Source organism: Haloarcula limicola, from assembly GCF_010119205.1.
GTDB lineage: Archaea > Halobacteriota > Halobacteria > Halobacteriales > Haloarculaceae > Haloarcula > Haloarcula limicola.
In genome coordinates this window covers 94,298-120,628 of record NZ_WRXM01000003.1, presented here as the reverse complement: position 1 = coordinate 120,628, position 26,331 = coordinate 94,298, and the positions used below count along the sequence as shown (strand labels likewise).

Here is a 26,331-nt window from a genome sequence, read left to right as displayed (position 1 = left end):
GGGTCCGAACACACATATGACATATAGAGCAGGCGTAATCGGCACGGGCGGTATCGCAGGCATGGGTATCCTCGGGATGCACGACGAGGAGGCCATCGGCACGGAGAAGATCGACGCGAGCCACGCCGGCGGATACGAGAGCACCGACGAGATCGAGCTAGTCGCGGTCGCCGACGTCGACGAGGAGAAGCTCTCGACGTTCGGCAGCGCGTGGGACATCCCGTCGGAGCGCCAGTACGTCGGCCACGAGGCGATGCTCGACGCCGAAGACCTCGACGTCGTCTCGGTCTGCACGCCGTCGTTCCTCCACCACGAACACGCGATCGACGCCGCACAGTCGGCGGCCGATCCGTCGGTCATTTGGTGTGAGAAGCCCATCGCCTCGCAGGTCAGCGCCGCCGAGGAGATGGTCGAGGTGTGCGAGGAGACGGACACCGAACTCGTCATCAATCACTCGTTCCGCTTTACCGACAAGCTCCAGCGCCTCCGCGACCTCATCCACGAGCAGAACCTCCTCGGCGAGGTGAAGTCGGTGAGCACGCAGTATCGGATGGAACTGATGCGAAACTCCACGCACGTCCTCGACACGCTCGTCTATCTCTTAGACGCCCGAGCGGAGCGGGTGAGCGGCTACATCACCGGCGAGAACGAGGCCGTCGATTCGCTGGACGCGGCGGAGGACGTCGTCGACGCCGGCGGGGGCGGCCACGTCGTCATGGACGACGGCTCGTTCGTCACCGTCGACTGCACGATTCCCCGGGACATCTCCTCGATGACGCTGAACTTCATCGGCACCGAGGGGAAACTGTACCTGAACAACGACGACGGCGAGTGGCGGTACTGGTCGCTCGAAGACGGCGAGCACGTCGAACAGTCGCTGCCCGGCATCGACGGCGCGTGGACGTGGGAAGACGACTACAAGCGGTCGTTCGCCAACGCGGCGAGACACATCCAGGACCTCCTGAACGGCGACGGAGAGAACTATTCGCCCGGCGTCGAAGCCGCCCGGTCGCTCGAGATCATCGTCGGGTTCTACCTCTCGCATTACACCGGCTCGACGGTCGACGTGCCGCTGGCGAAACCGCTGCGCGAGATCCCGATCACGTCCTGGTAGTCGGTCGTTTCGCGACGGCACTGTATTGTACCTGGCTTCACACCACTGAGACCACGTCGGCTCCACTTCTCGCGTGAAAATAGGTGTCCGCTAGTCGCCGATCAGGCTTCGAGCCACGGCGCGCCGTCGCGGCTGACGTATCGCTCAGTCTGCTCGATGTTCTGTATCGCCTCGACGTCCTCGTCGTCGAGTTCGAGGTCTTTCGCGGCGAAGTTGTCTCTGATGTGGTCCTCGCCCGTCGCCTTCGGGACGACGCTGACGTTCTCCCGGGAGAGGAGCCACGCGAGGCTGACCTGCGACGCGCTGACGCCGTGTTTCTCGGCGATATCCGTGATTTCGGAAATGTCGAAGACGTTGCCGCGGGCGAGCGGGGAGTACGCGATGTGGTGGTAGTCGTTGTCCTGCGCGTGGCCGACGAGTTCGTCCTGCTGTAACAGCGGGTGGGTCTCGGCCTGGTGAGCGAACAGCGGCGACTCCAGGTGGTCCATCGCTTCGTCGAGTAAGTCGACGCCGAAGTTACAGACGCCGACGTGGTCGATAAGCTCGCGGTCGACGAGCTCGTCGAAGGCCGGCATCGTCTCGGCGGCGTCGTAGTTGCCGACCGGCCAGTGGACGTACAGCAGGTCGAGGTAGTCGAGGTTCAGGCGGTCGAGCGTGACCTCCAAGCCCTCGATGACTTCGTCGTGTGCGAGGCCGAACTTCTCGGCGTGGACCTTCGAGCCGACGAAGACCTCCTCGCGGGGGACGTCGGCGCGGGCGATGCCCTCACCGACCGCTTCCTCGTTACCGTAGTACTGCGCCGTGTCGATGTGTCTGTACCCGGCTTCGAGCGCCGTCCGCACGCTCTGTGCGCACGTCTCCGGGTCGGTGTTCTGCCACGTACCGAGGCCTATGGCTGGTAGGTCGCTCATACGAAACGACTCGCCGGCGACCACCATATTTCCTTCGGATGGTCGCCAAATCTGCCGCGGAACCTCGGCGAGTCGGTCCCGCTACAAGCGCTCGAACAGCCAGATCTGGTTCGCGCCGCCCTCCCACTCGCCCTCGACGACGTTCGCGCCGTCTTCCAGCGAGGCGTCGGCGACCTGGAACCGGCCGTCGCCGGTCTTTATCTGGTGGCCGTTCTCGTAGCGTTCGAGCGTGAACTCCCGGCCGGGGCCCTGTACGGCGTTCTCGCCGCTCTCGTCCAGCGCCAGGCTGCTGTGTTCGGGTTCGATCCGCTGGGCGGTGACCCGCCAGTCCTCCCCGCCGCCGGTGACGGTCCACCGCTGGGAGGGCTCGTCGTTCCACGTCCCCTGCTGGACGTTCGCCCCGACCGACGTCGACCCGTTGGCCACTTCGAGCACCTTGCCGCTGTTGGCGTTGACGATGCGGTAGGTACCGGGTTCGACCGTCGCAACGGACTCCTCCCAGACTGCCTCGCGGTCGAACTCGCGGTCGGTCGTCGCCTGCGGCCGGTCGACGATGTATTCGAGCGTCAGCGACGTCCCGGGGTCGGTCCGCCACTCGACGACGAGGTCCCACTGGTCGCCGGTCCACTCGAAGTAGTGCTCCCACGCGAACGCGGCGTCCGGCGCGTCGAGCGGTTGCGCTCTGAGTTCGAGCGACGACAGTTCGTCGGCCGTCACGCCCTCGACGCGCGCGGCCGGCGACCCGGACGTGAGCGTCACCGTTCCCGAGTCAAGGCCGCCGCCCGAGTTCCGGTCGACCACCGTCGTCTCGGAGGCCACGTCGATGCGGCCCTCGGTGCCGCCGCCCCGGACGTCGTTGTCGATGAAGCGGTTGTTGAGACACGCGCCGTCCTCGCTGATGGCCCACGTCTGCCGTCGCTCGCCCTCCGGTCGCTCGTCGGTGATGCGCAGGTTGCTCAGCGTGATGCCCTCGTTTATCTCCGAGGTGGTCCCCTGCAGGCCGAGCGACCAGATGTTGACGCCGGGACCGTCGACGTTCTTGATGACGCCCCCGAGGATGTTGATATTCCGAACGTCGACGAGGAGCATCCCCGCCTTCCGGCCGCCGTGAATGTTGACTTCGCCCACAGTCACGTCGCGGGTCCCGGTAATGATGGAGACGCCGCGGACGCCGCCGCGGCTCACCACCTGCCCGCACGTGACGTTCCGGCAGCCGTTGGCCAGGCGGAACGTGGCGTAGTCGAACTTGGGGTTCTCCCCGACGACCTGTCCCACCGTCGCGTCGAACGTCTGGTTGAGCAGCACCACGGAACTGCCCGGATCGACGCCGATGACCTGCCCGATCTGGATGCGGGTCACGTCGTACGTCTCGACCCCGTGGTGACCGGTATCTTCGAGGTAGACGGTGTCTATCTGGACGTCCTTGGTCCCGCCCTGAATCCGGACGCCCTGTACCGTGACGCCCTCTATCCACAGGCGGCCGATGCGGACCTCACTACAGTCGTCCATGAAGACCGCCCTGCTGGCCGGTCCTTCGACCGTAAGCCGCGGTATCTCGACGTTCTCCGCGCCCGTGGCCGAGAACAGGTCGCCGGCCTCGGCGTCGTCTTCGACCGTTATCGTGCCCGCGACGTCGACGACAGTGTGACTGGGCAGGTCGACGCCCGTCACCTCGTCGTCGGCGCTGACCGTCCCCGAGTCGGCCACGAGGACGCGCTCTTTGACGCTCCGGTCGTCGCTCAGGCTGTCCACCGCGGCCTGGACGACGCCCATTAGCTCCTCGCCGCTGGCGACGACGCCGGCCTCCCCGTCGGCGTGGTACGTGCCCTCGTCGTCGCGCCAGACGACGACCTCCGCCGCGCGGGCGTCGGTGTGGACGTGGTCGACGTCTACGCTGTTGAGGTTCCAGAGGCAGTTATCGCCGGCATCTACGTTCGCTTCCCACTCGTACCACGGTTGGTTCCCGACGCCGCCTCGACCGCCCTCACCGTTCGCTTGGGCGTTCGCCGACCCGGCGAACGCGCCGCCGAGGCTGACGCTCCCGACGGCGCTCATCACGTCCCGGCGGCTGAGTGCGAAGTCGCTCGATCCTGTACGCGCGTCGCGCTGCTCGTCGCTATCGTATTCGTCGCTCATGGTGTGCTACGACGCCTCACGGCGTCGAAAATTCCTTGAAGTGCTGGTATGTTATGGTTTTTGTTGAAAAATCGTACGAGTTTATAACGAATCTGGAGAAAGAAAGCGAAAAGCGGGCGAGACGGCGGCGGGACCGCTACATGAGGTGGCGCGGATCGGCACGGCGCTGTCGCAGCCACGAGTAGAGCCGGGGCAGGAACTTGTGGCGGACGTCGAAGTACAGCGAGACGAGCCCGTATATCCAGAGGAAGAACAGCACCGTCACGGCGACGATGTATCCCACGCCGAGCGGAGTGACCATCTCAGCTCTCCCCCCGTGCGGTCGAATCGTCGCCGACACCGGTCCGGTCGACGAGGCTGTGCGTGACGGCGTCGCCCGTCGCCGCGTCGAACAGGTGGACGTCGTCGCGCGAGAAGACCACCTCGACGGTGGACTGCTCTTCGATGTCCCGGTCCGGGTCGAGGCTGGCGAGCACCTCCGTCGGATCGTCGCTGTCGCCCACCGCGTCCTCGACCAGCATGTAGGCGTACGTCTGGTCGCCGACGGGTTCGAGCACGTCCACCGACACTCTGACGGGGTCGCTCGGGTGCGGCACGTTGTCGGCGTCATCCGCGAGGTAGATGTCCTCCGGGCGGACGCCGACCCGGACCGCGTCGCCGTCGTGGAGACCAGTTCCGACGGTGTCGAACTCGGCCCGGAAGTCGCCCACGTCGAGTTCGTCGCCATCGACCTCGCCGTCGAAGAGGTTCATCGAGGGGCTCCCGATGAACTGCGCGACGAAGGTGTTGGCCGGCTGGTTGTAACAGACCAGCGGCGGCGAGCACTGCTGGAGTTCGCCGTCGTTGATGACCGCGATGCGGTCTGACATCGTCATCGCCTCCTCCTGATCGTGGGTGACGTACACCGTCGTGATGCCGAGTTCCTTCTGGAGGCGCTGGATCTCGGTCCGCATCGACACGCGGAGCTTGGCGTCTAAGTTCGCCAACGGCTCGTCCATCAGGAACACCTCGGGCTGGCGCACGATGGCGCGCGCGATGCCCACGCGCTGTTGCTGGCCGCCCGAGAGCTCGTCCGGACTCCTGTCGAGCATCCCCTCCAGTTGGACGATCTCGACGGCCCGCTCGACGCGCCGGTCGATCTCGTCGTCGTCGTAGTTGCGGAGCCGGAGGCCGAAGGAGATGTTCTCGTAGACGTCCATGTGCGGGAACAGCGCGATGTTCTGGAACACCATCGCGATCTCTCTATCCTTCGGCGGCTTATCGGTCACGTCGAGGCCGGCTATCTCCACTGTTCCGTCCGTGGGCATAGTGAGACCGGCGATGGTCTCGAGCGTGGTCGACTTGCCACAGCCCGACGGACCGACCAGACAGACGAACTCGTCGTCCTCGATGGTGAGGTCCATGCCTTCGACTGCCACTACGTCTTCGTACTCTTTGCGAACGTCGGTGAGGTTGACTTGTCCCATGTTGTATCACTCCTTGAGGCCGCCCGAGGTCAGGCCCCGGACGATGTGGTCCTGCGCGAAGATGACGAGCACCGCGATGGGGATAATCCCCATGAGGCTCGCGGCCGCCATCAGGTTGTACTGCGTGGTGTACTGCTGCTGGAAGTTCAGGATCCCGTACACTAGGACGGCCCAGTTCCCCGGCGAGCCATCGGTCATGATGAACGAGAAGAAGAACTCCCGGTAGACGCCGATGAAGACGATGATGGCCGCGGTCACCACGCCCGGTGCCGAGAGGGGCATGATGACGCGGAACAGCGCGCCGAGGCGAGTCGTCCCCTCAACGCGTGCGGCGTCCTCCAGTCCGTCGGGGATCTGCTCGTAGAACGTCGTGAGGATGAAGATGGTGATGGGGAGACTGAGCATCGTGAACGGGAACACCATCCCCCACGGCGTGTTGTAGAGGTCCGGCGAGGAGACGCCGAGCACGCTCACCGACCCGGTGAGCAGCTCGAAGAGCGGGATGAGGAACGCGATCCCCGGGAAGTACGAGATGGCCAGCAACACGAGCAGGAGCGGGCCCTTGAACGGGAAGTCGACGCGACCGAAGGCGTAGCCCGCCAGGCTGCCCAGGGTGATGCAGACGACCACCGTGATCGACGCGAGCACGACGCTGTTGAAGATGTAGTGGTGAAGCGGGTACTGCTGGAAGACGGTGATGAACACGTTCGGATTGAACGACTCCGGCAGCACGCCCATCTGGTAGAGCTGGTCGCTCGGCGTCACCGCCAGCACCAGCAGCCAGTAGAACGGGAACAGCGTGATCATGATGAACGACGTCAGCCCGACGTAGAAGCCCAGTCGGTAGACGTCGGTCGCGTTGTGGACCGCGTACTCGACGATCCGACCCAGCGTTCCGGAGTATTCCTCGTTACTCATTCTCTGGCCTCCCTGAACCGCAGGACGTACACCATGACGACGACGGCGATGATCAGCGCGGACAGGAACGCGATCGCCGACGCGGTCGGCCAGCGCTGCTGTCTGAACGTCGAGACCACCAGACAGGTGAGCGTCGGCACCGTGCTACACCCGGCCGACGCCTCGACGATCCCGTAGACCTTCATCGAGCTGATGGTGTAGAAGATCATCCCGATGAACAGCACCGGCTTGACCAGCGGTAGCGTGATGTAGCGGAACTGCTGCCACTTCGACGCGCCCGCGACCTTCGCCACGTCGTAGAGATTCTGGTTGATGCTGGCGAGCCCGGCCATGATGATGAGCGCGATGAACGGGATCTTCCGCCAGATGTCGATGAGGATGATGATGAGCGTCGAGTCCTGACTACTCACCAGCGGGTTCCCCGAGAAGATCCCGAGCGACGCCAGCGGTTCGACCAGGAAGCTGATCGACGGCTGGAACAGCAGGTAGAACATCATCCCCTGGATGACGATGGGAATCGACCACGGCAGGATGACGATGGTCCGGGCGAGTGCCCGGCCGCGGAACTCCTTGTTGAGGATAATCGCCATCCCCAGTCCCATGATCGTCCCGACAGCGACGCTGACGCCCGTGATGAGGAGCGTGACCGGAAGCGCGCTGGAGAAGGGTTCTTGGAGGCTGAGGAAAGGGTAGCTCAGGATGACGTTCATCTGGCCGGTGACGAGTTGGACGTAGTTGTCGAGGCCGGCGAACTCGCCGATGGGGCTCACGCCGGTGAGTGAGTCGTCGTGGAACGAGAAGAACAGCGTTCGGAGCAGCGGATAGAACGCCAGCACCGAGAGTACCAGGAACACTGGGGCGACCAGGAGGTACCCGTACTTCTCCTCGTCCAACTGCTCGATCTTGAGGAAGATCGGCGATACCGCCTGTTGGACTATTTGTAACATGTTGTGTGTGCTAAGCTTGACCAAGCCAATCGGTTAGTAGTTTACGATAGTTGTCGGTCCGGTTGCCGGTCCGAAACGGCCTCGACGGCCGTCTCACCCCTCCTGGTTTTCTATCTGCTCAACTTGGTTCTGCGCGGCTTTGGCCGCCTCCGTCGGCGACTTCTCCCGCTTGAGACACGCCAGGAACTGCTCGCCGATGGCCGATTTCTCGGCGCTCCAGACGGCCACCAGCGGCGGGGCGAACTGGTTCTGTGCCTGATACTGCAGCGTATCGAGGTACCGGTTCATCACGTCGATCTGCTGTGCGCGGTCGCTCTCCAGCAGTCCCGGCTTCGGCGGCGTCGACCCCAGCTCCTCGAAGATGGTCATGTAGAACTCGTCGGTCGTCATGGCGTTGATGACTTCCACCGTCGCGGCGAGGCGTTCCGTGTTCGGATTTATCGAGAGGTGCCAGCCGCCCAGTTTGGCGTTGGAACCGCCGGTTCCCTCGTAGGGGGCCTCGTCCTCGCTCGTCCCGTACGGATACGGCATCACACCGAGGCTGTCGCCGAAGTTCTCCTCCGCGCCGTAGTCGGCAATGGCGAACGACCAGTTCCGGTGAGCCACGGCCTCGCCGGCCGAGAACGACTCCATGGACGGGTTGGTGTCCCAGCCGAGCGCCTCGGTGGGCGTGATGTTCCCCGAGAGCCCCTCGATGGCGTACTCGTCCTCGCTCCCGTACATGAACGTCCGGAGCTGTCGGAGCGTCCGGATAGTCTGCTCCTCGTTGATGGTAACCGGCCGATCGCCGACGGGACCGTTCTGGTTCGACATGTCGCCGAAGTAGTTGCCCCCGTTGGTCACCAGCTGCTCGTATCCGGCGATGGAACCGATGTTACGCTGGTTGAGCGCCACGGTGTAGCCGTCGTCGGTGCCCGCTTGTTCCTTGGTGTCGGCGACGACCTTCGCGAACCGGTTCCATTTCATCGGCTCCGTGGCCCAGTTCTCGCCCTCGGGGTCGTAGCCGGCCTCTTTCACGAGGTCCTTCCGGTACTGGATGGTAGGGATGTCGATGAACTGCGGGATGCCGTACAGGCCGCCCTCCCACGTCATCGAGTCGACCATCACCTGCGAGTAGTCGTTCTCGAGGGCGTTCATCTTCTCGTCGCCGAGGACCTCCGAGAGGTCGAGCAGCCACTCCCGCGGCGCGAAGTAGGGCGTGTACGAGAAGTTCGTGAGCATCATGTCCGGCGTCGCGCGACCGGCCGAGAGTATCTGGTTGTACCGGGACTGCAGGTCGTCGGCCCCCCATACCGTCGTGGAGAAGTTGACGTCGATGCTCTCCGGCAGTCCGACCTCGTACAGCGTCTCTTTCAGCATGTCGGCGACGTTGCCGAACAGCGGCGCTGTGCTGTACTCGACGGTGACGTCTTCGCCGTTGTACTCGAGGTCTTCCGTGGACGTTCCGCCGCCGCTGTTACCGTCACCGCCGCCGTCGCCGCCATCGCCACCACTACCGGTATTCGAACAGCCTGCCAGTCCGACCGTGAGTCCCGATGCGCCCACCGTCGCGACGAACTGCCGCCGGGAGAGCGCGCTTCTTCGACTAGCCGTACTGGAGCCGCGACTATCACGTTCCATAGTCCACAATACCAGAGTCGAACTATATAAAACTATCGTTGGGCCGGGCTCGGAGAGTCACATTCGACGCCGGCCAGACTGATCCGGTCCGCGTACAGAAATTATAAATGATGAGCATCACACATCAAATGCGCTGTGGCAACGCAGCGCACACTATGAGCTACGACGAGACAGATACCAATAGCGACGAATCGACAGAGGAGAGCGCGATCTCGCGGCGTGGAACGCTCGGGTTACTGGGGACCGGGCTCGGCGGCCTCATAACGGGAACCGCCAGCGCTCGTCAGGACAACGGTAACGGCGGTAATCAGCCCTGGTACGACTGGGACGGCGACGTCGATGCGAACGGACACGCCCTGTCAGGTCTCGGGTCGCTCTCGATGTCGGCGGGCGACGCGCCGGTTTCGGAGCTCGCCGGCGCGAACCTCTCGGTGACGGACGGGACGCTCAACGCCGACAGCTGTACCCCCGGGTCTATCCACGTCGTCACGGAGTACCCGGGCGAGACGCTCGACCAGAAGGTCGAGAACGTCCTCGAAGCGCTCCCCGGCGGCGACGACATCCCGAACCAACAGCCGGGGCACCGCATCGTCATCCCCGCGCCGGACCCCGACGACCCCGCCGCGGCCGACGGGCTGCCCGCGTGGCGCGTCGAGTCGCCGATGGTCATCGCGAACAATACGGGCAAGCTCGTCTTCGACATGGGCTGGACGCTCATCTACGCGACCGACACCATCGAGAGCTTCTTCGTCGTCGGCCCGGACGAGAAGACGGAGAACATCACGCTCAACGGCGGGATGTTCTACGCGAAGGAGAACCTCGAACGCTCCTTCGTCGACATTCAGGGCGTCGGGCACATGCACATCTCCCGGATGTACCTCCAGAACCTCGAAGGACGGAACACGGTGCCCGCGGGCATCCGGCTCGCCGACTACCACGGCTCCAGCGAACTCACCGTCCTCGATACGGAAGTGACCGGTTGTCGAGACGGGTTCCTCGCGAAACCCGGCAGCGACGACATCCCGTACGGTCCTGCCTTCGACCTCGACATCTACAACTGGCGCGGCGGCGGCGGCGAGCACAGCATCCGCATCGACGGCGGCGCGACGATCAACCTCGACTCCATCCAGTGCGGCGGCCATCCGCTCCAGTCGGTGAGCGAGAGCATCGTCAAACTGGAGAACTCGGAGACAGCGGTGCGGAAGATATCCATCCAGAACGTCCGCGAGCGTCACAACGCGATGGGCTACCACAGCGGCGTCGACGTCGCCGATGTGACCGACGGCGAGGGGAACCGCCACGACGGGGTCTACATCCAGAACGTCGACTGCTACAACGCCGAGGTCGGCACCGACCTGGAGTACGTCCGGCACTTCGACCAGCAGAACGTGCGCCCGCGACCCGTCGTCGCCGACGACGCGGCGGGGTCGACGCGCTGGTTCGACGACGGGACCGAGCGCCACCGGACCTACGACTCTCACGCCTTCCACGCCGGCGGCGGCGACGAAGCGTCGTTCGTGGTCGAAGACGACGACGTCCGAGTACCGGGCGACGGCAACGGCGCGGTGCTCACGACGCCGGACGGATCGGACCAGTACCGGGTCCGTGTGGACAATGAGGGGAACCTCGTCACCGAACAGGTGGAAGCGGGCGGGGGCGACCGCTCGGGCGTCGTCGATAGCTTCGAGGACGGTGACCTCGCCGAGTACGACGGCGCGACCGACGCCTACGTCGTCAACGGCGAACCGCCGGTGGGCGACGGGGAGAGGAGCCTGAAGAACACGTCCGGCGGCACGGCCATCGTCACCTCGACGAGCGGCCTCCCGCGGTATCCGCAGGCAGGCGATACGTTCGCTGCGGCGGCCGCGCGGACGGCGATGAACGACAATCTCGGCGTCGCCTTCGGCGTGCAGGATGCACAGAACTTCTACTTCGCCCGGGTCTACCCCGAGGGATCGAGCGACAGGCTCCAGCTCTACAAGCGCGTCGGCGGCGAGTACACCGAACTGGCCAAATCGAGCCTCTCGGTCGAGACCGGCGTCCTCTACGACTTCGTCGTCGACTGGGCGTCGCTCGGCGATATCGACGTCGAACTCCGCGACCCCGACGGGAACGCGGTGGCGTCCGTGGCGGCGACCGACGAGACGTTCGAGGACGGCGGCATCGGCGTCCGGAGTACCGGCGCGCTCGACGACGTGCGAATCCTCTGAGACGGTCGACGGGCTACCGCCGTTCCGTCGTCAGATTTCTCCGCCGACTCATCGCGGCGTTGCGTTGCCGACGACGGTGAAATCGGTCTCCCCCGCGATCATCCGCTCTGCGTCCGCGAGGTCGTTGCCGGCGAACAGGCGCTCGTCGTCGGTATCGGCCGCTTCGAGGAACGTCCCGGTCGCCGGACGCGCCCGCGAATTCCGGACGGTGACGGTCGAACAGTCCCGTAAGGACAGCGCGACGTCCCCGGTGTCGGGATGAGCGGGACCGCCGTCGAAGCCGTCTATCGTCACGTCCTCGACGCCGACGCAGCCGACGCCGTGCGTGTGATACGACGGGAGGTCGTGGCCCCACTCGACTGCAACGTCTGCGAGGTCGAGCCCGGCGATGTTCTCGCAGTGGATCGCCGGCACGTCGTGAGCCGCGATCGGGGGTCGAACGCTCGTGGGCTGGAGGTCGATATTCCCGCCGACCGCATCGGCTGCCGAGGGGTCGCGGACGTCGAGTCGAACGCCGTCGAACCGCACGTTCTCGACCGCGGCGTCCTCGTGCCCGTACACCAGCGCACCGCTCTCACAACGCGCGTCGACGTTCGAAAACCGGACGTCCCTGACGCGGCCGAGGTCCGTCGCTTCGTCGCGGGGAACCGACGTGACGTAGATCGGTTCCGCCTTCCCCCACCACGGCCCCTCGAAGAGGCGCGTCTCGACCGTGACGTCGGCAAACCGGATTCGCTCTACGTCACCGCCGTCGCGGTGCTGGATACCGAGCCCACGGTTCGAGTCGCGCACGAGGCAGTTGGCGACCGTGCAGTCACGGATGGAGCCGCTCGTTTCGGATCCGATCTTGACGGCACAGGCCCGAGATGCGAGCGTACAGTTCGTCACGGTGACCGCCTCGCAGGGCTGGCCTGCATCCTTCGCCTTCAGCGTGATCGCGTCGTCGCAGGCCCGTATCGAGCAGTCCGAGACGCGGACGTCGCGCGACCCCTCGACGGAGATCCCGTCGCAGTTCGGTATCCGCATATGGTTGTCGACGGTGACGCCGGCGACCGTGACCGATTCGCAGTTCCGGAGGGTGAGGGTCCACGCCGGCATGTCTCGGAGGGTGACGTCGCTGACCGCGACGTCCCGGCAGCCGTCGAAACAGAGCACCGGACCCGGCCGAAACGCGGGTTTCGCCACCGGCCACTCCTCGGTCCCATCGGCGGGGTCGAGGAAGGCCTCGCCCTGTCGCGCCCGATGCTCGCCGTCGCTGACGAGCGGGGACGCCGAGGACTGTCCGGAGTGCTGTCGAATGGATTCGTCCATCTTCGTGATATCCGTGCCACGTCCGTCGACCGTGCCACCGCCCGTTATCGAGACGTTCGCGCAGTCGCGAGCGAGAAAGAGCGGTCGCTCGCCGTCGGGACCGACGTACTCGTCCGGGCACTGATAGTCCGCTTCGTCCGAACTGGCGCGAACGGTCGCGCCCGGAGCGATCGAGACGGTGACGTCGTCCGCGAGCGAGACGGACCCCGTCTCGTACTCGCCGGGGGGCACGCGGACCGTTCCGCCGCCGTCGTCGGCACAGGCGTCGACCGCCGCTCGGAACGCGCAGGTGGCGTCCTCCCCGTCGATATCGCCGTAATCAGTGATCTGATAGCACATATCCGGTGTCGATGTCCCAGTAGTGAGTCGCGCAAAGCACTTCCGGACCGCGCGTCTCCGGAGATCCGTCCAGTATTACTGAATCCGAGTTTGGCATGGCTGGCGTAGATTTATCAGGGCGGACGTACTCATCGGGGATATGGCCGACCGACAGAACAGTAACGCCGTCAAGACCGCCCGTACCACCTTCGAGATTCTGGAGGAGTTGAAAGAGCGAAACGAAGCGACCGTCACGGAGCTCACCGACGCCTTCGACCTCTCGAAGAGCAGTCTGCACAACTACCTCACGACGCTGGAGGCGGACGGCTACGTCGTGAAGAACGGGAACACCTACGAGGTCGGACTGCGGCTTCTCGACCTCGGTGGACACGCTCGTCACCGGCAGCGTCTCTACGACATCGCCAGAGAAGAGGTGACCGAACTGGCCGAGGAGACCGGCGAACTGGCGAACCTGCTCGTCGAACAGCACGGGAGAGGCGTCTATCTCCACCGCGCCCACGGCGTCGACGCCGTGAAGACCGACTCGTACATCGGACAGCGGGTCTACCTCCACAACACCGGTCTCGGGAACGCGATCCTCGCGCACCTCCCCCGAGAGCGGATCGAGGAGATACTCGACCGGCACGGCATGCCGGCGACGACGGAGAACACGATCACCGATCGGGAGGAACTGTTCTCCCATCTCGAACGCGTCCGCGAGGAGGGCGTCGCCTTCGACGACGAGGCCCGCGTCAAGGGACTCCGCTGTGTGGCGGTCCCGATCGTCAACAACAACGACACGGTCGAGGGCGCGATCAGCGTCTCCGGCCCGACGAGCCGGTTTCAGGACGAGCGATTCCGAGAGGAGTTGCCGGCCAAGCTCAAGAGCGTCGCGAACGTGATCGAACTGAACATCACTTACACGTGAGTATCGCTGCTACGGGAAGTAGTAGATCTGCATAGGACCTCAGTATCGGTGAAAAGGCAGCTAGTAATACTGTAGTGCGGATCAAAATACGTCTTAGTCCACCATCTATCGACGGTTGTTCTATATCAGGATAGAATGATTCAGTATAGCTAAACAAAAGTTAGAATGGCTACCAGTAAGTGGCTGCAACTCATACACTGATCGCGAGCGAGTGATACCGCCGTTCGCTACGTCCGCTCTTCCGGTGTCTCACTAACTCTTATCGAGGACGAATGGCTGAGAGTTCAGCGTGGCCCGCGAATGCAATAACGCAAGTACAGTTATTATCTAATTCACGGAAACGAGCGGACCGGCACGCGCAACAGCGATTGGAGGAAGGGCTCAGCAAACAGAAGAGAGAAACCGAAAGGGTATCCGGTGCTACCGGAAGCTCGTCTCCCTGTTACCGAGCCCGCTCGACGAGACACGCCGAGATTCGATTCCCAATAGACGATTTCCGCAGAGGCACCCCTAAGCGACGCCGTATAACGCCTCCCGGGTGATTTCTATATCGACTGCAGACAGTATCCGTGTCCGGCTTCCCCCGCCATTTGTTCGATCGCTACACGGGCGTCGAGAGAAACTGACCGGGTCGTCACTATAGCTCTTCAACCGCCGAGGAGCAACGAGCCGAGTCGTCTGTTCGAGAGCGGTCGAAATATCCACGATGAGGGGGCTCGGATCCAGTATCGCGGCATATAGATAACTCGGGTACGTTTGTTATCTGAAGCTCGCGGTTACTCTCTATCTGCGGGCTACCAGGCGACGCTCCCGAGAACCGCTTCCGAGAAAGGGGAGGGAAGTGGAATCCGTCCGAACATACCGGAAAGTGTGACGCCGCGATCGGTCGCCGGCCGATTACCGTTCGAGCAGGGAGGCGTATCTGTGAATCCACCGCTCGTCGTTCGAGCGCGGTAGAGCGTCTCTGGGCTGACAAGAGCGTCTGAAGTATCTTCGAACGATAGGTCGCCGCCCGGTCATCCGGCTCGGCCAGTCGCGGGTCGAACCCACATCTCCGGGCCTCTGCTTTCTCGGGACCGCGTTCGCGTCGTTCCGAACAGCAGCGTCGTCCGGTATCACCGGAACCGCGTATTCTACGATTTTTTATAGCTATATATTTATTATTCTTCTCCCGGAACGAGCTCAGACATCTGTTCAGTGACTCGATCAGATGGGCCGACCGAGTCACCGACCCCGTCGAACGCGGTCTCGGACTTCACCGAACTGACGACAGTGCAGAGCGCCTGCAAGATATTCCGGTATTACCGGACAAACTGATACCGACGCCGTTGCTGCTACGACCCCCTATGCTTAACTCGACGGTCTGCTTTGGAGACGCTATGCAGGGAGATATGCAGTCGGACGTAGCGGAGCACTCGGACTCGCGGCTCGCGGGCCGGCACATCGTCGTCACCGGTGCCGCACAGGGAATCGGCCGGGGTATCGCTCAGCGGTGTGCCCGCGCCGGTGCGAACGTCTCGATCTTCGATACGCGGCCCGAGACGGCGACAGAGACGGCGACACTCGTGGAAAAAGCAGGCGGGAAAGCGGCCGTTATCGACGTCGACGTCTCCGAGGAAGCGTCCGTCGCTGCCGGCGTCGAGACGGCGGTTTCGGAGCTGGGCGCGATTCACGGACTGGTCAACAACGCCGGCATCCAGCGGTCGGTCTCGCTACTGGAGACGAGCGCGGAGGAGTGGGACCGGCACTTCGCGGTCAACGCCAGAGGGACGTTCCTCGTCGCGAAGCACGTCGCCGAACAGATGATCGCCGACGGCGTCGAGGGGAGCATCGTGAACGTCTCGTCGGTGGGCGCGGAACGGCCGTTCCGGGGACAGGGAGCGTACGGCGCGTCGAAGGCGGCGGTGCTCACGCTGACCACGGTACTGGCAAAGGAACTCAGCGACCACGGCATCACGGCCAACGCCATCAAACCGGGGACGGTCGAGACGCCGATGGTCGAGGAGTGGCTCGAAGAGAAGGCCGACCAGAGCGGACAGACGCCGGAAGAGGTCATGCGCGACTCGCTCTCGACACATATCCTCGATAGACCAGCCCAACCGGAAGAGATCGGCCACGTCGCCGTGTTACTCCTCTCCGACGAAGGCGAGTGGATAACCGGCGAGTCCATCGCCGTCGACGGCGGGTATCTGAAGGGGTGAATCAGATCATCCGGTAGACCTCGTCCATCCACTGGCTCCCCTCGTCGGCGACGATGGGCTCCATCACCTCGGCCCAGTCGGCCTGCGCGTCGCTCTCTTCCATGACCGCCCTGATCGCCTCGGGGTCTTCGACCTCCATGTAACCGAAGACGTGCCCGTCGTTCTCGAAGACGCTGTAGGTCTCCAGGCCGGCGTCGGAGTCGAGATACGCCGATTCGAGCGCCTCCGGTACGTCCTGGTGTTCCGCTCGATACGCCTCTCGTTTCCCCTCCTCGATGCGGAGGTGGAACGCTATTCGCTCCATACGACGTGCGTTTCGCCGGGACGGTCCTTAGCTCTACGGGTAAGATTTAGGGCGGTGCCCGGCGACACCTCGCGTATGCTCGATACCCACACCCACGCCTGGGGCGCGGCGAGCGACGACCACCCCTGGGTGAACGGGCCGCTGCTGGATCTCGTCGACGAGTTCGACGTACACACCGTCTACACGGCCGACCGACTCCTCGCCGACATGGACCGGAACGGCGTCGACGAGGCGGTCGTCGTCGGCTACCCCATCTGCGACTGGACGGACAACTGGTACACCCGACGGGTGGCGGCCGAATACGACCGCCTGCACGGTATCGTGATGCTGGACCCGTTCGCCGACGACGCGGTCGACCATCTCCGAGAGTGCATGGCGACCGACGGCGTCCTCGGCTTCCGCCTCGGCGCGGCCTGCCCCTACGACCGGATGTGGGAGACGTTCGACCCGGACGTGACGTGGCTGCGGGACGCCGTCGAGGAGACCGAGTTCTGGGAGGCCGCCGTCGAGACGGACGCCGCCGTCCAGATTCTCTGTGACCACGGCCAACTGGATCAGGCGCTCGACCTCGTCGAGACCTACCCCGACCTCACCTACCTCTTCGACCACTTCGCGCACGCGGGGCCGGAGACGCCGACCGACGAGAGGACGTTCGCCCAGTTTGCGGACCTCGCGTCCTACGAGAACGTCGCGGTGAAAGTCTCGGAGATCCCCCACATGTCCGAGACTTCGTTCCCCTACGCGGACATGCACGACCACGTCCGGTGGTTCCTCGATACGTTCGGCCGCGAGCGCGTGATCTGGGGGTCGGACTACCCGAACGTCAGCGACGTCGCCAGCTATCCGGAAGCGTACAACTGGCTCCGACAAGTGGACTCGCTATCCGAGAAAGACCGAGCGTGGATCACCGAACGGGCGTTCCGGGAACACGTCGGACTGTCGTAGCCTGAGCGGGCGACCGGCCGCGTCAGTCTACGAGCAGTTCGACCGGATGACGGGGTTGCCGTTCGAGGAGCGAATCTATCTGTTCGAGACAGGAGGTGCCGCTGGCGACGACCGGGCGGTCGCGGACGCCCTCGGCCTGGAGCTGTCCGCGCAGGCGGTCGCCGACGTCCATGCTGACTTCGTAGTAGTCGCCCTTGTAGCCGAAACTGCCGGCCATCCCGCAGCACTCCACGTCCGAGGTGACAACGTTGTAGCCACACTCCTCCAGCACGGCGACGGTGTGGGCCTCCAGTCCGAGGGTTCGCTGTTGACAGTGGCTGTGATAGGCGATCTCGTCGCCCTCGGCCGTCGTCAGCGCCGAGCCGTCGGCTCCGTTGTCGAGGAGACCGTAGACGTACTCCAGCACCTCGTAGCTGTTCTCGGCGAGGTCGGTGAACGCGGCGGAATCGAGCAGTTTCTCGTACTCGCGCTGGAACAGCGCGTGGTCGCTCGGTTCGACCACGACGATGTCGCGGCCGTCCTCGACGTGTGGCGAGAGCGAGTCCACGACTCGCTCGGCGTGGTCCTGTGCGGTTGCGACCATCCCCTGTGAGAGCGGCGCGCGCCCACTAGAGGGCGCTTCGGGCACGACCACGTCGACGCCGAGCGCTTCGAGCGCCCTCACCGCCGCCTTGCCGCGGTCGACCTGCACGTGGTTCGTGTAGAGGTCCAGGTAGAGGACCGCTCGGCGCTCGGGATCGGAGACCGTCGAATCGCGCTTCCCGGCCCACTCGACCAGCGTCTCGCGTTCGAACGTCGGGAGGTCCCGGCGGGGGTCGATGTCGAGCGCCCACGACATGGCCCACCGCGAGGCCGAGGTGTCCGCGAGCCAGTTCGAGAGCGGCGCGGTGGTGCTCCCGAGTTTCGCGACCGTCTCGAAGTTGCCGAAGAAGCGCTTCTGCAGGGGCGCGCCCTCGTCTTCCTCGTCGGGAACGAGGCCGTCGACGAGCCAGTCGGCGGGGCGCTCGCCCTCGCGGTTGATGCGGTCGCGGACGACCGTGTTGATCCACGGGATGTCGATCTCGACCGGACAGGCGTTCACGCATCGGGTACAGCCCGTACAGAGGTCGTTGAATTCCTCGGCGACGTCGAGCCCCTCGATGCCGGCCTCCCAGCCGGTGGCGATGCCGCCCGAGTAGGTCTCGCCGCCGAAGGCGTGGCCGCCGACGCTCTGGAAGTTCGCACAGGAGTTCGAACAGGCGGAACAGCGGATGCAGTACAGCGTTTCCCGGAGCTGGTCGTCCTCGCGCATCGCCATGCGACCGTTATCGATGAGCACGAGGTGGAACTCCCGGTCGCTATCGAACTCCGAGAGGGGCGTCTCGTCGTCCTCGAAGTCCACGACCGGCGTGTCGACGGGCGGGGTCAATAGAGAGACGTAGGAGGTGATGTCCTGTCCGGTCCCCGACCGACCGATGAGTTCGATAAAGGGGTCGAGGTCGCCGACGCTCGGGACGATCTTCTCGACACCGGCGACGGTTATCTGGGTGTCCGTCGCGGCGACGGTCTTGCGGGCGTTGCCCTCGCTGGTGACCAGCGCCATCGTCCCGGTATCGGCCGCCAGGAAGTTCGCACCGGTGATACCGACCTCGGCGTCGACGATCTGTTCGCCCAACTTCTCGCGGGCGAAGTGAGTCAGCTCCTGCGCGGTCTCTAACGGTTCCTCGGGGTCGAAGACCTCGTTGAACAACTCGGCGATAGCCTCCCGGGACTTGTGGATGGCCGGCGCGACGATGTGGGAGGGCGCTTCGTCGGCCACCTGCAGGACCCACTCGCCTAAGTCCGTCTCCACCACGTCCACGTCGTCGGCTTTCAGCGCATCGTTGACCTCGATCTCCTCGCTGGTCATCGACTTGCTCTTGACCACGCGCTCCGCCTCGCGGTCGTCGACAACGTCGCGGATGTAGGCGTTCGCGTCCTCTGCGTCGTCGGCGAGATAGACGGTGCCACCGTTCTCCTCGACGGTCTCGGTCAGTTCGTCGAGCAGCTCCGGAAGCCGCTCGATGGCGTCCTCCTTGATGGCGCGCGCCTCGGACTTCAGTTCCTCGTAGTCCTCCAGGTCGGCGACGGACTCGTATCGGCCCTCGTTGAAGGCCTGCGTGTTCTCGGCGATGGCCGCGCCCTCGGTGCGCATCACCTCGCGGAGTTCGTCGGCTTTCGACATCGTCACTCGCCCTCCTCGACGAGGACGACGTGGACCTCCTTCGGGCCGTGCGCGCCTTTCACGAGTGCCCCCATGTCGGCCGTCGCGCTGGGACCGGTCGCCAGAATCGCGCTCCCACGCGTCTCCGAGAACTCCGCGTCCAGTTCCTCGATCGCGGCGTCCATCTCTCCGACGACGTCGGCCGCTCGAACGACCGCGACGTGTCGCTCGACGAAGAGGCTCACGAGTTCGCTCGCCCGCTCCGTCAGCGAGAGGACGAGCGTCCCGTAGTCCGCGATTCCCAACTGCGCGCCGGTCACGCCGGTCGTCGCGTCGCGGAGCGTCGCGGGCGTCGGGTCGACCTCGACGGACGTCTCCGCGAGCGAGAACGCGGTGTCACCGAACGTCTCCGCCAGCGGGACGCCGATGGCCGGTGCTATGGCGGTCTCCTCGATCTGTTCTCGAACTGTGTCGCTCTCGGCGCGGGTGACCGAGACGCCCAGTTCGTCCAGAGCGCGCTCGAAAGATGTGTCGGTGGTTGCCATCGATACGACTAGGCTCGACCCACACGGTCATTTAGCTTTGGTTAGCCCGACCCACGGAAATGGAGTCGAGAGACGAGAGTTCACAAAACGTCGCGGATATAGGCGTCGAAGCCGTTGATATCGGCGTATTCGAGCTCTCGGACCCAAAAGTATTAACGCCAGTGTCTGCATGTTCCGAATGAGTCGAGTAGACCGACCTATATCAACTATGAAAGCAATTGTTCAGACGGGTCCCCGTTCCGTGGAGACACAGGAGCGGGAGATGCCGACGATAGACGCGGACGAAGTTCTCGTCAAGGTCCACACGGCGGGGCTGTGCGGGAGCGACGCGCACGCCTACAAGTACGACGGCGGGTACGAGTGGATCCCCATCCCTCGTGTCATGGGCCACGAGTACTCCGGCGAAGTCGTCGACGTGGGAGCCGACGTGGAAGACTTCACCGAGGGACAGAAAGTCATCGAGGAACCGATCCACGACTGCGGGCAGTGTTTCCAGTGTAAGAACGGGCAGCCCAACGTCTGTCAGAACTTCTCTATCACGGGAATGCACAGAGACGGGGCCTACGCGGAGTACGTCGCGGTCGAGTCGAAACACCTCCACGCCGTCCCCGAAGACGTCCCGCTCCGGCACGCGGCGATCACGGAGCCGACGAGCATCGCCACTCGCGCGGTCTTCAGTCAGTCGGAGACGACGCCGGGCGACAACGTCCTGATCGAGGGACCGGGACCGATCGGCGTCCTCGTGGCGGCCGTCGCCGACTCGCTTGGCGCGAACGTCGTCGTCTCCGGGCTCGACCAGGACGCGGTGTATCGGCTACCGTTGCTAGAGGACCTCGGCATCGAGACCATCAACGCCCAGTCCGAGAGCCTCGAAGACCGCGCCGAGGCGTTCACCGACGGCATCGGGTTCGACGTCGTGTTCGACTCGACGGGCCATCACACCGGCGTCGGGACCGCCGCCGAGTTCGTCCGGAAGGGCGGACAGGTCGTCGTCGTCGGCATCCCGAACGACGACAGCGAGTTCGCGCTGACCGACGTGGTCCGCGGCGAGGTGGACATCAACACCTCCTACGGGTCGACGTGGACGAACTTCGAGCAGGCGCTCCGACTGATGGAACGAGGGGAGATAGACGTCGACGCGATACTGGACGCCTCCTTCAGCACGGACGACCCCGGAGCCGCCTTCGAGTCGTTCCTCGACTCGGAGACCTGCAAACCGGTGTTCCAGTTCGCGGAGTGAGCGACGCGACGACCGCGCGTACCGGGTCGCGTAGAGTCATCTTCGCGAATTGATTACAGCCCACCATCATGGAAAGATATTAGTTCCGGTGCGCGAATAGTCCAGGACAGCACGCCATGGAGATCACGGATATATCCGCGACCAAGGTCAGTACGGAGTCCTGGGGCGAGTTCGTCGAGTTCCCGCTCGTCACGGTGATGAGCAAGTACGAGGAGTACAATAACGCCGAGGGCGACAACCCGCAGGCCCGCCGGAACTGGATGGGACCGGTCGGCGACGTCGTCGTCGAGGTCGAGACCGACGCCGGCATCACGGGCGTCGGCCACGGCAACTGGGCGACCGGCGCGATCGAGACCATCGTCGACGAGACGCTCTCGAAGCTCGTCGTCGGCGAGGACCCGACTGAGCGCGAGCGGCTCTGGGATATCATGTACCGCGCGACGATCCCGTTCGGTCGGAAGGGCGCGGCCATCGAGGCCATCAGCGCCGTCGACCTCGCGCTCTGGGACATCGCCGGGAAAGAGGCCGAGAAGCCGGTGTACGAACTGCTCGGCGGCCCCGTCGAGGACGAGATCGACTGCTACGCGAGCAATCTCCATCCGGTCGACCTCGACACACTCGAACGCGAGGCGATGGACTACGTCGAGGCTGGCTTCGACGCGATGAAACTGCGCTTCCAGTACGGCCCCGAGGCCGGGCGGAAGGGCATGGAGAAGAACGAGGAGATCGTCCGGACGGTCAGAGAGGCCGTCGGCCACGACATCAAACTCGCCGGCGACGCCTACATGGGCTGGTCAGTTCGGTACGCGAAGAAGATGCTCCAGCGGCTGGAGAAGTACGACATGGAGTGGGTCGAGGAGCCGGTCATCCCCGACGACCTCGACGGCTACGCGGAGCTCAGAGCCTCGACGGACGTACCCATCTCTGGCGGCGAGCACGAGTTCACCCGGTGGGGGTACAAGGAGATGCTCGAAAAGGAAGCGGTCGACATCCTCCAGCCCGACGTCCACCGGATGGGCGGCCTGACCGAACTCCAGCGCGTCGACGCGATGGCCAGCGCCCACGACGTGCCGATCATCCCGCACACGGGGACGAACCCGCACCTGCACTTCATCGCGGCCTCGACCAACGCGCCGATGGCGGAGTACTTCCCGATCCCCGAATGGTACCAGAAGCGACAGGGCGAGAAGGACTCGACGTACGCCGACGCCATCTACCAGCACCCGCCCGACGCGAACGACGGCGTCATCCCGCTCCCCGACGGCGTCGGTTTAAGCGCCGAACTCAACCGCGAAGCGCTCGACCACTTCGCACTGGAGTGACCATGCCCGAGATTAGCTTCGAGTACAACGTCCCCGTCTTCGCTGGTGCGCCGGACGCCGGCGACGACGAACCCGTCCACCGCGATACGCCGGCGTACGAGGCCCTCGACTGGGAGACCACACGAATGGGCATCGAGAAAGCCGAAGAACTGGGCTTCGACGCGGCGTGGGCACCGGACCACCTGATGCTGGGCCGGGACCGTGCCGAGTACGAGTGCTGGACGCTCCTGTCGGCGATGGCCGGCTTCACAGAGGACATCAACCTCGGTTCGCTCGTCCTCTGTAACGACTACCGCAACCCCGCGCTGGTGGCGAAGATGGCGGCGACGCTCGACGTCATTTCGGACGGTCGACTGGAACTCGGTCTCGGCGCTGGGTGGCACGAGCCCGAGTACGAGGCCTACGACTGGGAGTACCGCGACGGCTTCGAGCGCCTGATGCGCTTAGACGAGTCGATCCGCCTGATGAAGCGGATGTGGGACGCCGGCGGCGACGGCGCGAGCTTCGACGGCGATCACTACCAGATAGAGGACGCCCCGTGCGCCCCGACGCCCGTGCAGGACCCGCACCCGCCGATTCTGGTGGGCGGACAGGGCGAGGAGGTGACGCTCAAACTGGTCGCTAAACACGCCGACGTCTGGAACACCGACGTGTTCAACGGCGACGTCGAGACGCTGAACCACAAGATCGGCGTCATCGAGGACCACTGTGGCACCGTCGGTCGCGACCCCGACGACGTCGAGTACTCCTGGGACGGCCACGTCATCTGCACCCGCGACGAGGAGAAGTTCGACCGGATGGTGGATCTGATGACGCCGATCCAGTTCGAGGAGGAGTACCAGGACCAGGCACCGATTCGGACCGCCGAGGACGCCCGCGAGTACTTCGTCATAGGCACCCCGGAAGAGTGCGCAGAGGCGATCGAGCGGCGGATCGAGGCCGGCGTGACGAAGTTCCAGTGTTGGTTCATCGACTTCCCCGACACCGACGGGATGGAACTGTTCGCCGACGAGGTCATGCCGGAGTTCCGGTAATCCGGAGTAGCCGGCGACCATCGCCAGCGAAGATCACAGACAGTAACGATCAGGTTCGGTAGTTTGGCCCCCGCTTCGGCGAAGTGGGACATTCGTTCCGGCGATGACGGAAAAGCTTTTTTCGAGACCTATCTTTGGTAGGGACATGACCGAACCCGTGCCCGTCAAGGCCGCGAAAATCTCGCTCGAAGTCGTCGAGACGCTCCGCGAACTCGAAGGTGCCGGCGTCTCCGAGGTGGCTCAGCGCCTCGATAAGCCGACGAGCACTATCCACGACCATCTCCGGACGCTGGAACAGGAGGAGTACCTCGTCAAGGAGGGCAACGAGTACTACGTCAGCACTCGCTTCCTCCAGTTGGGCAATCAGGCCCGGTCACGACAGAAAGTCTTCGAGATAGCCCGCCCGGAGATAGACGAACTGGCCGAGAAGACCGGCGAACACGCCAACTTCATGATCGAGGAACACGGGCTCGGCGTCTTCCTGTACAAAGCGCGCGGACAGAACGCGGTTCAGCTGGACACCCACGCCGGGATGCGCGTTCCGCTGCAGACGACGGCGCTGGGAAAGACCATCATGGCGTTTCGGCCGCGAGCGGAGGTCGAGGCGATTCTCGACCGCCACGGGCTCCCGGAGGTGACCGAGCAGACGATAACCGACAGCGCGGAACTCTTCGATACGCTCGATCAGGTCCGGGAGCGAGGGTACGCTTACGACGACGAGGAGCGCGTCAAGGGGATGCGCTGTATCGCGGCCCCCATCGTCGACGACGACGGTTACGCGATCGCCGCGGTGAGCGTCTCCGGTCCGAAGAGCCGGATGCAGGAAGAGCGATTCACCGACGAGGTTCCGGACCAGATCCTCCGCAGCGCGAACGTCATCGAGGTGAACCTGACCTACTCGTAGGGTCGGTCTCGAACACAACAGTTAGGTTCTCCGCGCTGGCAGTACCCGTTGATGCAGTTCGTTCGATACACCACAGGCGACACTCCGGCGTGGGGCGTCCGCCGCGACGACGAAATCGTCCCGTTGACCGGACTCCGAGAAGATATCACCTATCAGCAACTGACCGACCCGGGCTTCCTGCGGGTCGTCGAAGACGCCGTCGACGCCGCCGAGGACCACGCCGTCCCCGTCGCGGACGCGCGACTCCTCGCGCCGGTACCGCGACCGGGAAAGATCGTCTGCGTCGGGCTGAACTACCACGACCACGCCGAAGAACAGGACGAGGAGGTCCCCGAGCGACCGCTCCTGTTCGGGAAGGCCGGCGCGGCCGTCACCAACCCCGGCGACCCCATCGTTCATCCCGACGACCTCGACGACGTCGACTACGAGGTCGAGTTGGGCGTCGTCATCGGTCGGACGGCGAAGAACGTCTCCGCCGACGAGGCGCGGGAGTACGTCGCGGGCTACACGGCGATAAACGACGTGAGCGGCCGCGACGCGCAGTTCGACGACGGCCAGTTCTTCCGCGGGAAGAGCTACGACACGTTCGCGCCGATGGGACCGACGCTCGTCCCCGACGACCGACTCGACCCCTCTAGTCTGGACGTCGCCTGTCGCGTCAACGGCGACACCAAGCAGTCCTCGAACACCGAGGAGTTCATCTTCGGCGTCGAGGAGGTCGTCGAGTACATCAGCGGGTTCACGACGCTGCGCCCCGGCGACGTCATCTCCACGGGTACCCCCGGCGGCGTCGGTATCTTCCGCGACCCGCCCGAACTGCTCGAACCCGGCGACACCGTCGACGTCGAGATCGAGGGCATCGGAACGCTGACTAACCCCGTCACGGCGGAACGGGACTAAGGGAATCCGAGCTGTTTGGAGATATCGACTGGTATTTCGACCCGGATATAGAACTTCTCACAGTATCTGACGGATTTCCATATTCGATTAGCCAATTATAGCTATTAATATCCTCACTTGCAGATTATTCTCTGTAAATTGAACATTAATCTGGACATCTATAGTCACTTTTGGGAGACATATTTTCGATGGTGGGTCCTGGCACCAGCTACTGATGCGACGCGGTATCGGGCGAGCCGCCGGAGTTGAATCAATTTGACTCGTCGAAGTAGGTATACCAAATAGATATTTCGAATAGCTATACTAGCATGTAGACGAAATCGAGCAGTTTCAGGGAGCTGTCGGCGGTCGCGACGGTTCAACCGAACTCCGCGTGCCTCGTGTAGCGACCTCAGTCGTAGTAACTGAGGCGCTCCGTGACCTCGGCGAAGGCGACGTTCTCCGTGACGGTCTGGATCTCGACGGCGACGCGTTCGCCGACCTCGGTGTCGGGGACGATGACGACGAAACCGCGCTCAACCCGCGTCACGCCGTCGCCCTGGTCGCCGAGATTCTCGATCTCGACGCGTCGGGTCTCGCCCTCTTCGACGGGTGGTTCGTTCGGTGGCGATACGTCCGCTGGTCGGTCCGTCTGCCGGGATGAGTCGTCCGTCAGCGCGGGTAGTAAGGCGACGCGATAGGTCTCGCCGGCTTCGACGTCGCCGACGTCGATCTCGTCGTCGGGGACCTCGACGACCAGCGAATCGCCCGAACGCTCGATTTCAGCGGAGAACAGACACCGAAGTTGTGGGGGAATTTCCATTCACTCAGACACCGTGTTTTGTCGTCTATCGGTGGCAGCCTATTTGAGTCTACTGCCCCGAGAGGGTCGCTAT

22 protein-coding genes are annotated in these 26,331 nt (G+C 64.3%); 10 read left to right on the top strand and 12 right to left on the bottom strand.

Features of this window, described 5'->3' with window-relative positions:
• The first annotated feature begins 16 nt into the window (after positions 1-16).
• Positions 17-1,114 carry a Gfo/Idh/MocA family protein gene (locus GO488_RS15610; RefSeq protein WP_162318778.1) on the top strand — a complete coding sequence of 366 codons (1,098 nt, stop codon included), beginning with the start codon at positions 17-19 and terminating at the stop codon, positions 1,112-1,114.
• A 101-nt stretch (positions 1,115-1,215) separates the two neighbouring features.
• On the opposite strand, the gene GO488_RS15605 is transcribed toward GO488_RS15610, so the two are convergent.
• From GO488_RS15605 to GO488_RS15580, 7 genes are all read right to left on the bottom strand, one after another.
• Entirely contained in the window at positions 1,216-2,025 is an 810-nt protein-coding gene (locus tag GO488_RS15605) for an aldo/keto reductase (RefSeq protein ID WP_162318777.1), read from the bottom strand.
• A gap of 81 nt (positions 2,026-2,106) precedes the next feature.
• Positions 2,107-4,161: an RICIN domain-containing protein gene (locus GO488_RS15600; RefSeq protein WP_162318776.1), complete on the bottom strand. Its 2,055-nt coding sequence runs from the start codon at positions 4,159-4,161 to the stop codon at positions 2,107-2,109.
• 136 nt (positions 4,162-4,297) lie between these two features.
• Positions 4,298-4,462, bottom strand: a complete 165-nt coding sequence (locus tag GO488_RS19710) for a DUF8005 family protein (RefSeq protein WP_164509650.1) — start codon at positions 4,460-4,462, stop codon at positions 4,298-4,300.
• 1 nt (position 4,463) lies between these two features.
• Positions 4,464-5,627 (bottom strand): ABC transporter ATP-binding protein, encoded by a 1,164-nt coding sequence (locus GO488_RS15595; RefSeq protein WP_162318775.1) that lies wholly within the window; start codon positions 5,625-5,627, stop codon positions 4,464-4,466.
• Positions 5,628-5,633: 6 nt separating this feature from the next.
• Positions 5,634-6,545, bottom strand: a complete 912-nt coding sequence (locus tag GO488_RS15590) for a carbohydrate ABC transporter permease (RefSeq protein ID WP_162318774.1) — start codon at positions 6,543-6,545, stop codon at positions 5,634-5,636.
• The gene (locus GO488_RS15585; RefSeq protein WP_162318773.1) at positions 6,542-7,492 is read right to left on the bottom strand and encodes a carbohydrate ABC transporter permease; all 951 of its coding nucleotides are present in this window, start codon (positions 7,490-7,492) and stop codon (positions 6,542-6,544) included. Before GO488_RS15585 ends, GO488_RS15590 begins: the two co-directional genes overlap by 4 nt.
• A 93-nt stretch (positions 7,493-7,585) precedes the next feature.
• Positions 7,586-9,112 carry an extracellular solute-binding protein gene (locus GO488_RS15580; protein WP_241692953.1) on the bottom strand — a complete coding sequence of 509 codons (1,527 nt, stop codon included), beginning with the start codon at positions 9,110-9,112 and terminating at the stop codon, positions 7,586-7,588.
• 155 nt (positions 9,113-9,267) lie between these two features.
• Between GO488_RS15580 and GO488_RS15575 the strand changes: the two genes are divergently transcribed.
• On the top strand, positions 9,268-11,322 hold the full coding sequence (locus GO488_RS15575; protein WP_162318772.1) for a hypothetical protein: 2,055 nt from the start codon (positions 9,268-9,270) through the stop codon (positions 11,320-11,322).
• 48 nt (positions 11,323-11,370) lie between these two features.
• On the opposite strand, the gene GO488_RS15570 is transcribed toward GO488_RS15575, so the two are convergent.
• Positions 11,371-12,972, bottom strand: coding sequence for a glycoside hydrolase family 28 protein (locus GO488_RS15570; protein ID WP_162318771.1), 1,602 nt, complete (start codon positions 12,970-12,972; stop codon positions 11,371-11,373).
• Positions 12,973-13,111: 139 nt separating this feature from the next.
• Between GO488_RS15570 and GO488_RS15565 the strand changes: the two genes are divergently transcribed.
• Both GO488_RS15565 and GO488_RS15560 read left to right on the top strand, forming a co-directional pair.
• On the top strand, positions 13,112-13,879 hold the full coding sequence (locus tag GO488_RS15565; RefSeq protein WP_162318770.1) for an IclR family transcriptional regulator: 768 nt from the start codon (positions 13,112-13,114) through the stop codon (positions 13,877-13,879).
• A 1,391-nt stretch (positions 13,880-15,270) separates the two neighbouring features.
• Positions 15,271-16,080, top strand: a complete 810-nt coding sequence (locus tag GO488_RS15560) for an SDR family NAD(P)-dependent oxidoreductase (protein ID WP_162319006.1) — start codon at positions 15,271-15,273, stop codon at positions 16,078-16,080.
• Position 16,081: 1 nt separating this feature from the next.
• Here GO488_RS15560 and GO488_RS15555 read toward each other — a convergent pair whose 3' ends face one another.
• Positions 16,082-16,384, bottom strand: coding sequence for an L-rhamnose mutarotase (locus GO488_RS15555; protein WP_162318769.1), 303 nt, complete (start codon positions 16,382-16,384; stop codon positions 16,082-16,084).
• A gap of 75 nt (positions 16,385-16,459) precedes the next feature.
• Here GO488_RS15555 and rhcC point away from each other — a divergent pair, with 75 nt between their 5' ends.
• Complete coding sequence (gene rhcC / locus GO488_RS15550) at positions 16,460-17,329, top strand: L-rhamnono-1,4-lactonase (RefSeq protein ID WP_162318768.1); 870 nt, start codon at positions 16,460-16,462, stop codon at positions 17,327-17,329.
• A 22-nt stretch (positions 17,330-17,351) separates the two neighbouring features.
• Here the strand turns inward: rhcC and GO488_RS15545 are convergent, their stop codons facing one another.
• Both GO488_RS15545 and GO488_RS15540 read right to left on the bottom strand, forming a co-directional pair.
• Positions 17,352-19,532 (bottom strand): LUD domain-containing protein, encoded by a 2,181-nt coding sequence (locus GO488_RS15545; RefSeq protein WP_162318767.1) that lies wholly within the window; start codon positions 19,530-19,532, stop codon positions 17,352-17,354.
• 2 nt (positions 19,533-19,534) lie between these two features.
• Positions 19,535-20,056: an LUD domain-containing protein gene (locus GO488_RS15540; RefSeq protein ID WP_162318766.1), complete on the bottom strand. Its 522-nt coding sequence runs from the start codon at positions 20,054-20,056 to the stop codon at positions 19,535-19,537.
• 208 nt (positions 20,057-20,264) lie between these two features.
• On the opposite strand from GO488_RS15540, the gene rhcE reads away from it, so the two are divergent.
• The 5 genes from rhcE to rhcF all read left to right on the top strand — a co-directional run bounded on the left by rhcE (position 20,265) and on the right by rhcF (position 25,456).
• Entirely contained in the window at positions 20,265-21,296 is a 1,032-nt protein-coding gene (rhcE, locus tag GO488_RS15535; protein WP_162318765.1) for a 2-keto-3-deoxy-L-rhamnonate dehydrogenase, read from the top strand.
• 116 nt (positions 21,297-21,412) lie between these two features.
• Entirely contained in the window at positions 21,413-22,618 is a 1,206-nt protein-coding gene (locus GO488_RS15530) for an enolase C-terminal domain-like protein (RefSeq protein WP_162318764.1), read from the top strand.
• Between the two features lie 2 nt (positions 22,619-22,620).
• Positions 22,621-23,652, top strand: a complete 1,032-nt coding sequence (locus tag GO488_RS15525; RefSeq protein WP_162318763.1) for an LLM class flavin-dependent oxidoreductase — start codon at positions 22,621-22,623, stop codon at positions 23,650-23,652.
• 145 nt (positions 23,653-23,797) lie between these two features.
• On the top strand, positions 23,798-24,556 hold the full coding sequence (locus GO488_RS15520; RefSeq protein WP_162318762.1) for an IclR family transcriptional regulator: 759 nt from the start codon (positions 23,798-23,800) through the stop codon (positions 24,554-24,556).
• Positions 24,557-24,607: 51 nt separating this feature from the next.
• The gene (gene rhcF / locus GO488_RS15515; RefSeq protein ID WP_162318761.1) at positions 24,608-25,456 is read left to right on the top strand and encodes a 2,4-diketo-3-deoxy-L-rhamnonate hydrolase; all 849 of its coding nucleotides are present in this window, start codon (positions 24,608-24,610) and stop codon (positions 25,454-25,456) included.
• 391 nt (positions 25,457-25,847) lie between these two features.
• Here rhcF and GO488_RS15510 read toward each other — a convergent pair whose 3' ends face one another.
• Positions 25,848-26,258 (bottom strand): TRAM domain-containing protein, encoded by a 411-nt coding sequence (locus GO488_RS15510; RefSeq protein ID WP_162318760.1) that lies wholly within the window; start codon positions 26,256-26,258, stop codon positions 25,848-25,850.
• Positions 26,259-26,331 lie beyond the last annotated feature (73 nt).

Bases quoted from the DNA above. Each gene is read 5' to 3' on its own strand.
- GO488_RS15610 (WP_162318778.1), top strand. From the start codon at position 17: ATGACATATAGAGCAGGCGTAATCGGCACGGGCGGTATCGCAGGCATG.
- GO488_RS15605 (WP_162318777.1), bottom strand. From the start codon at position 2,025: ATGAGCGACCTACCAGCCATAGGCCTCGGTACGTGGCAGAACACCGAC.
- GO488_RS15600 (WP_162318776.1), bottom strand. From the start codon at position 4,161: ATGAGCGACGAATACGATAGCGACGAGCAGCGCGACGCGCGTACAGGA.
- GO488_RS19710 (WP_164509650.1), bottom strand. From the start codon at position 4,462: ATGGTCACTCCGCTCGGCGTGGGATACATCGTCGCCGTGACGGTGCTG.
- GO488_RS15595 (WP_162318775.1), bottom strand. From the start codon at position 5,627: ATGGGACAAGTCAACCTCACCGACGTTCGCAAAGAGTACGAAGACGTA.
- GO488_RS15590 (WP_162318774.1), bottom strand. From the start codon at position 6,545: ATGAGTAACGAGGAATACTCCGGAACGCTGGGTCGGATCGTCGAGTAC.
- GO488_RS15585 (WP_162318773.1), bottom strand. From the start codon at position 7,492: ATGTTACAAATAGTCCAACAGGCGGTATCGCCGATCTTCCTCAAGATC.
- GO488_RS15580 (WP_241692953.1), bottom strand. From the start codon at position 9,112: ATGGAACGTGATAGTCGCGGCTCCAGTACGGCTAGTCGAAGAAGCGCG.
- GO488_RS15575 (WP_162318772.1), top strand. From the start codon at position 9,268: ATGAGCTACGACGAGACAGATACCAATAGCGACGAATCGACAGAGGAG.
- GO488_RS15570 (WP_162318771.1), bottom strand. From the start codon at position 12,972: ATGTGCTATCAGATCACTGATTACGGCGATATCGACGGGGAGGACGCC.
- GO488_RS15565 (WP_162318770.1), top strand. From the start codon at position 13,112: ATGGCCGACCGACAGAACAGTAACGCCGTCAAGACCGCCCGTACCACC.
- GO488_RS15560 (WP_162319006.1), top strand. From the start codon at position 15,271: ATGCAGTCGGACGTAGCGGAGCACTCGGACTCGCGGCTCGCGGGCCGG.
- GO488_RS15555 (WP_162318769.1), bottom strand. From the start codon at position 16,384: ATGGAGCGAATAGCGTTCCACCTCCGCATCGAGGAGGGGAAACGAGAG.
- rhcC (WP_162318768.1), top strand. From the start codon at position 16,460: ATGCTCGATACCCACACCCACGCCTGGGGCGCGGCGAGCGACGACCAC.
- GO488_RS15545 (WP_162318767.1), bottom strand. From the start codon at position 19,532: ATGTCGAAAGCCGACGAACTCCGCGAGGTGATGCGCACCGAGGGCGCG.
- GO488_RS15540 (WP_162318766.1), bottom strand. From the start codon at position 20,056: ATGGCAACCACCGACACATCTTTCGAGCGCGCTCTGGACGAACTGGGC.
- rhcE (WP_162318765.1), top strand. From the start codon at position 20,265: ATGAAAGCAATTGTTCAGACGGGTCCCCGTTCCGTGGAGACACAGGAG.
- GO488_RS15530 (WP_162318764.1), top strand. From the start codon at position 21,413: ATGGAGATCACGGATATATCCGCGACCAAGGTCAGTACGGAGTCCTGG.
- GO488_RS15525 (WP_162318763.1), top strand. From the start codon at position 22,621: ATGCCCGAGATTAGCTTCGAGTACAACGTCCCCGTCTTCGCTGGTGCG.
- GO488_RS15520 (WP_162318762.1), top strand. From the start codon at position 23,798: ATGACCGAACCCGTGCCCGTCAAGGCCGCGAAAATCTCGCTCGAAGTC.
- rhcF (WP_162318761.1), top strand. From the start codon at position 24,608: ATGCAGTTCGTTCGATACACCACAGGCGACACTCCGGCGTGGGGCGTC.
- GO488_RS15510 (WP_162318760.1), bottom strand. From the start codon at position 26,258: ATGGAAATTCCCCCACAACTTCGGTGTCTGTTCTCCGCTGAAATCGAG.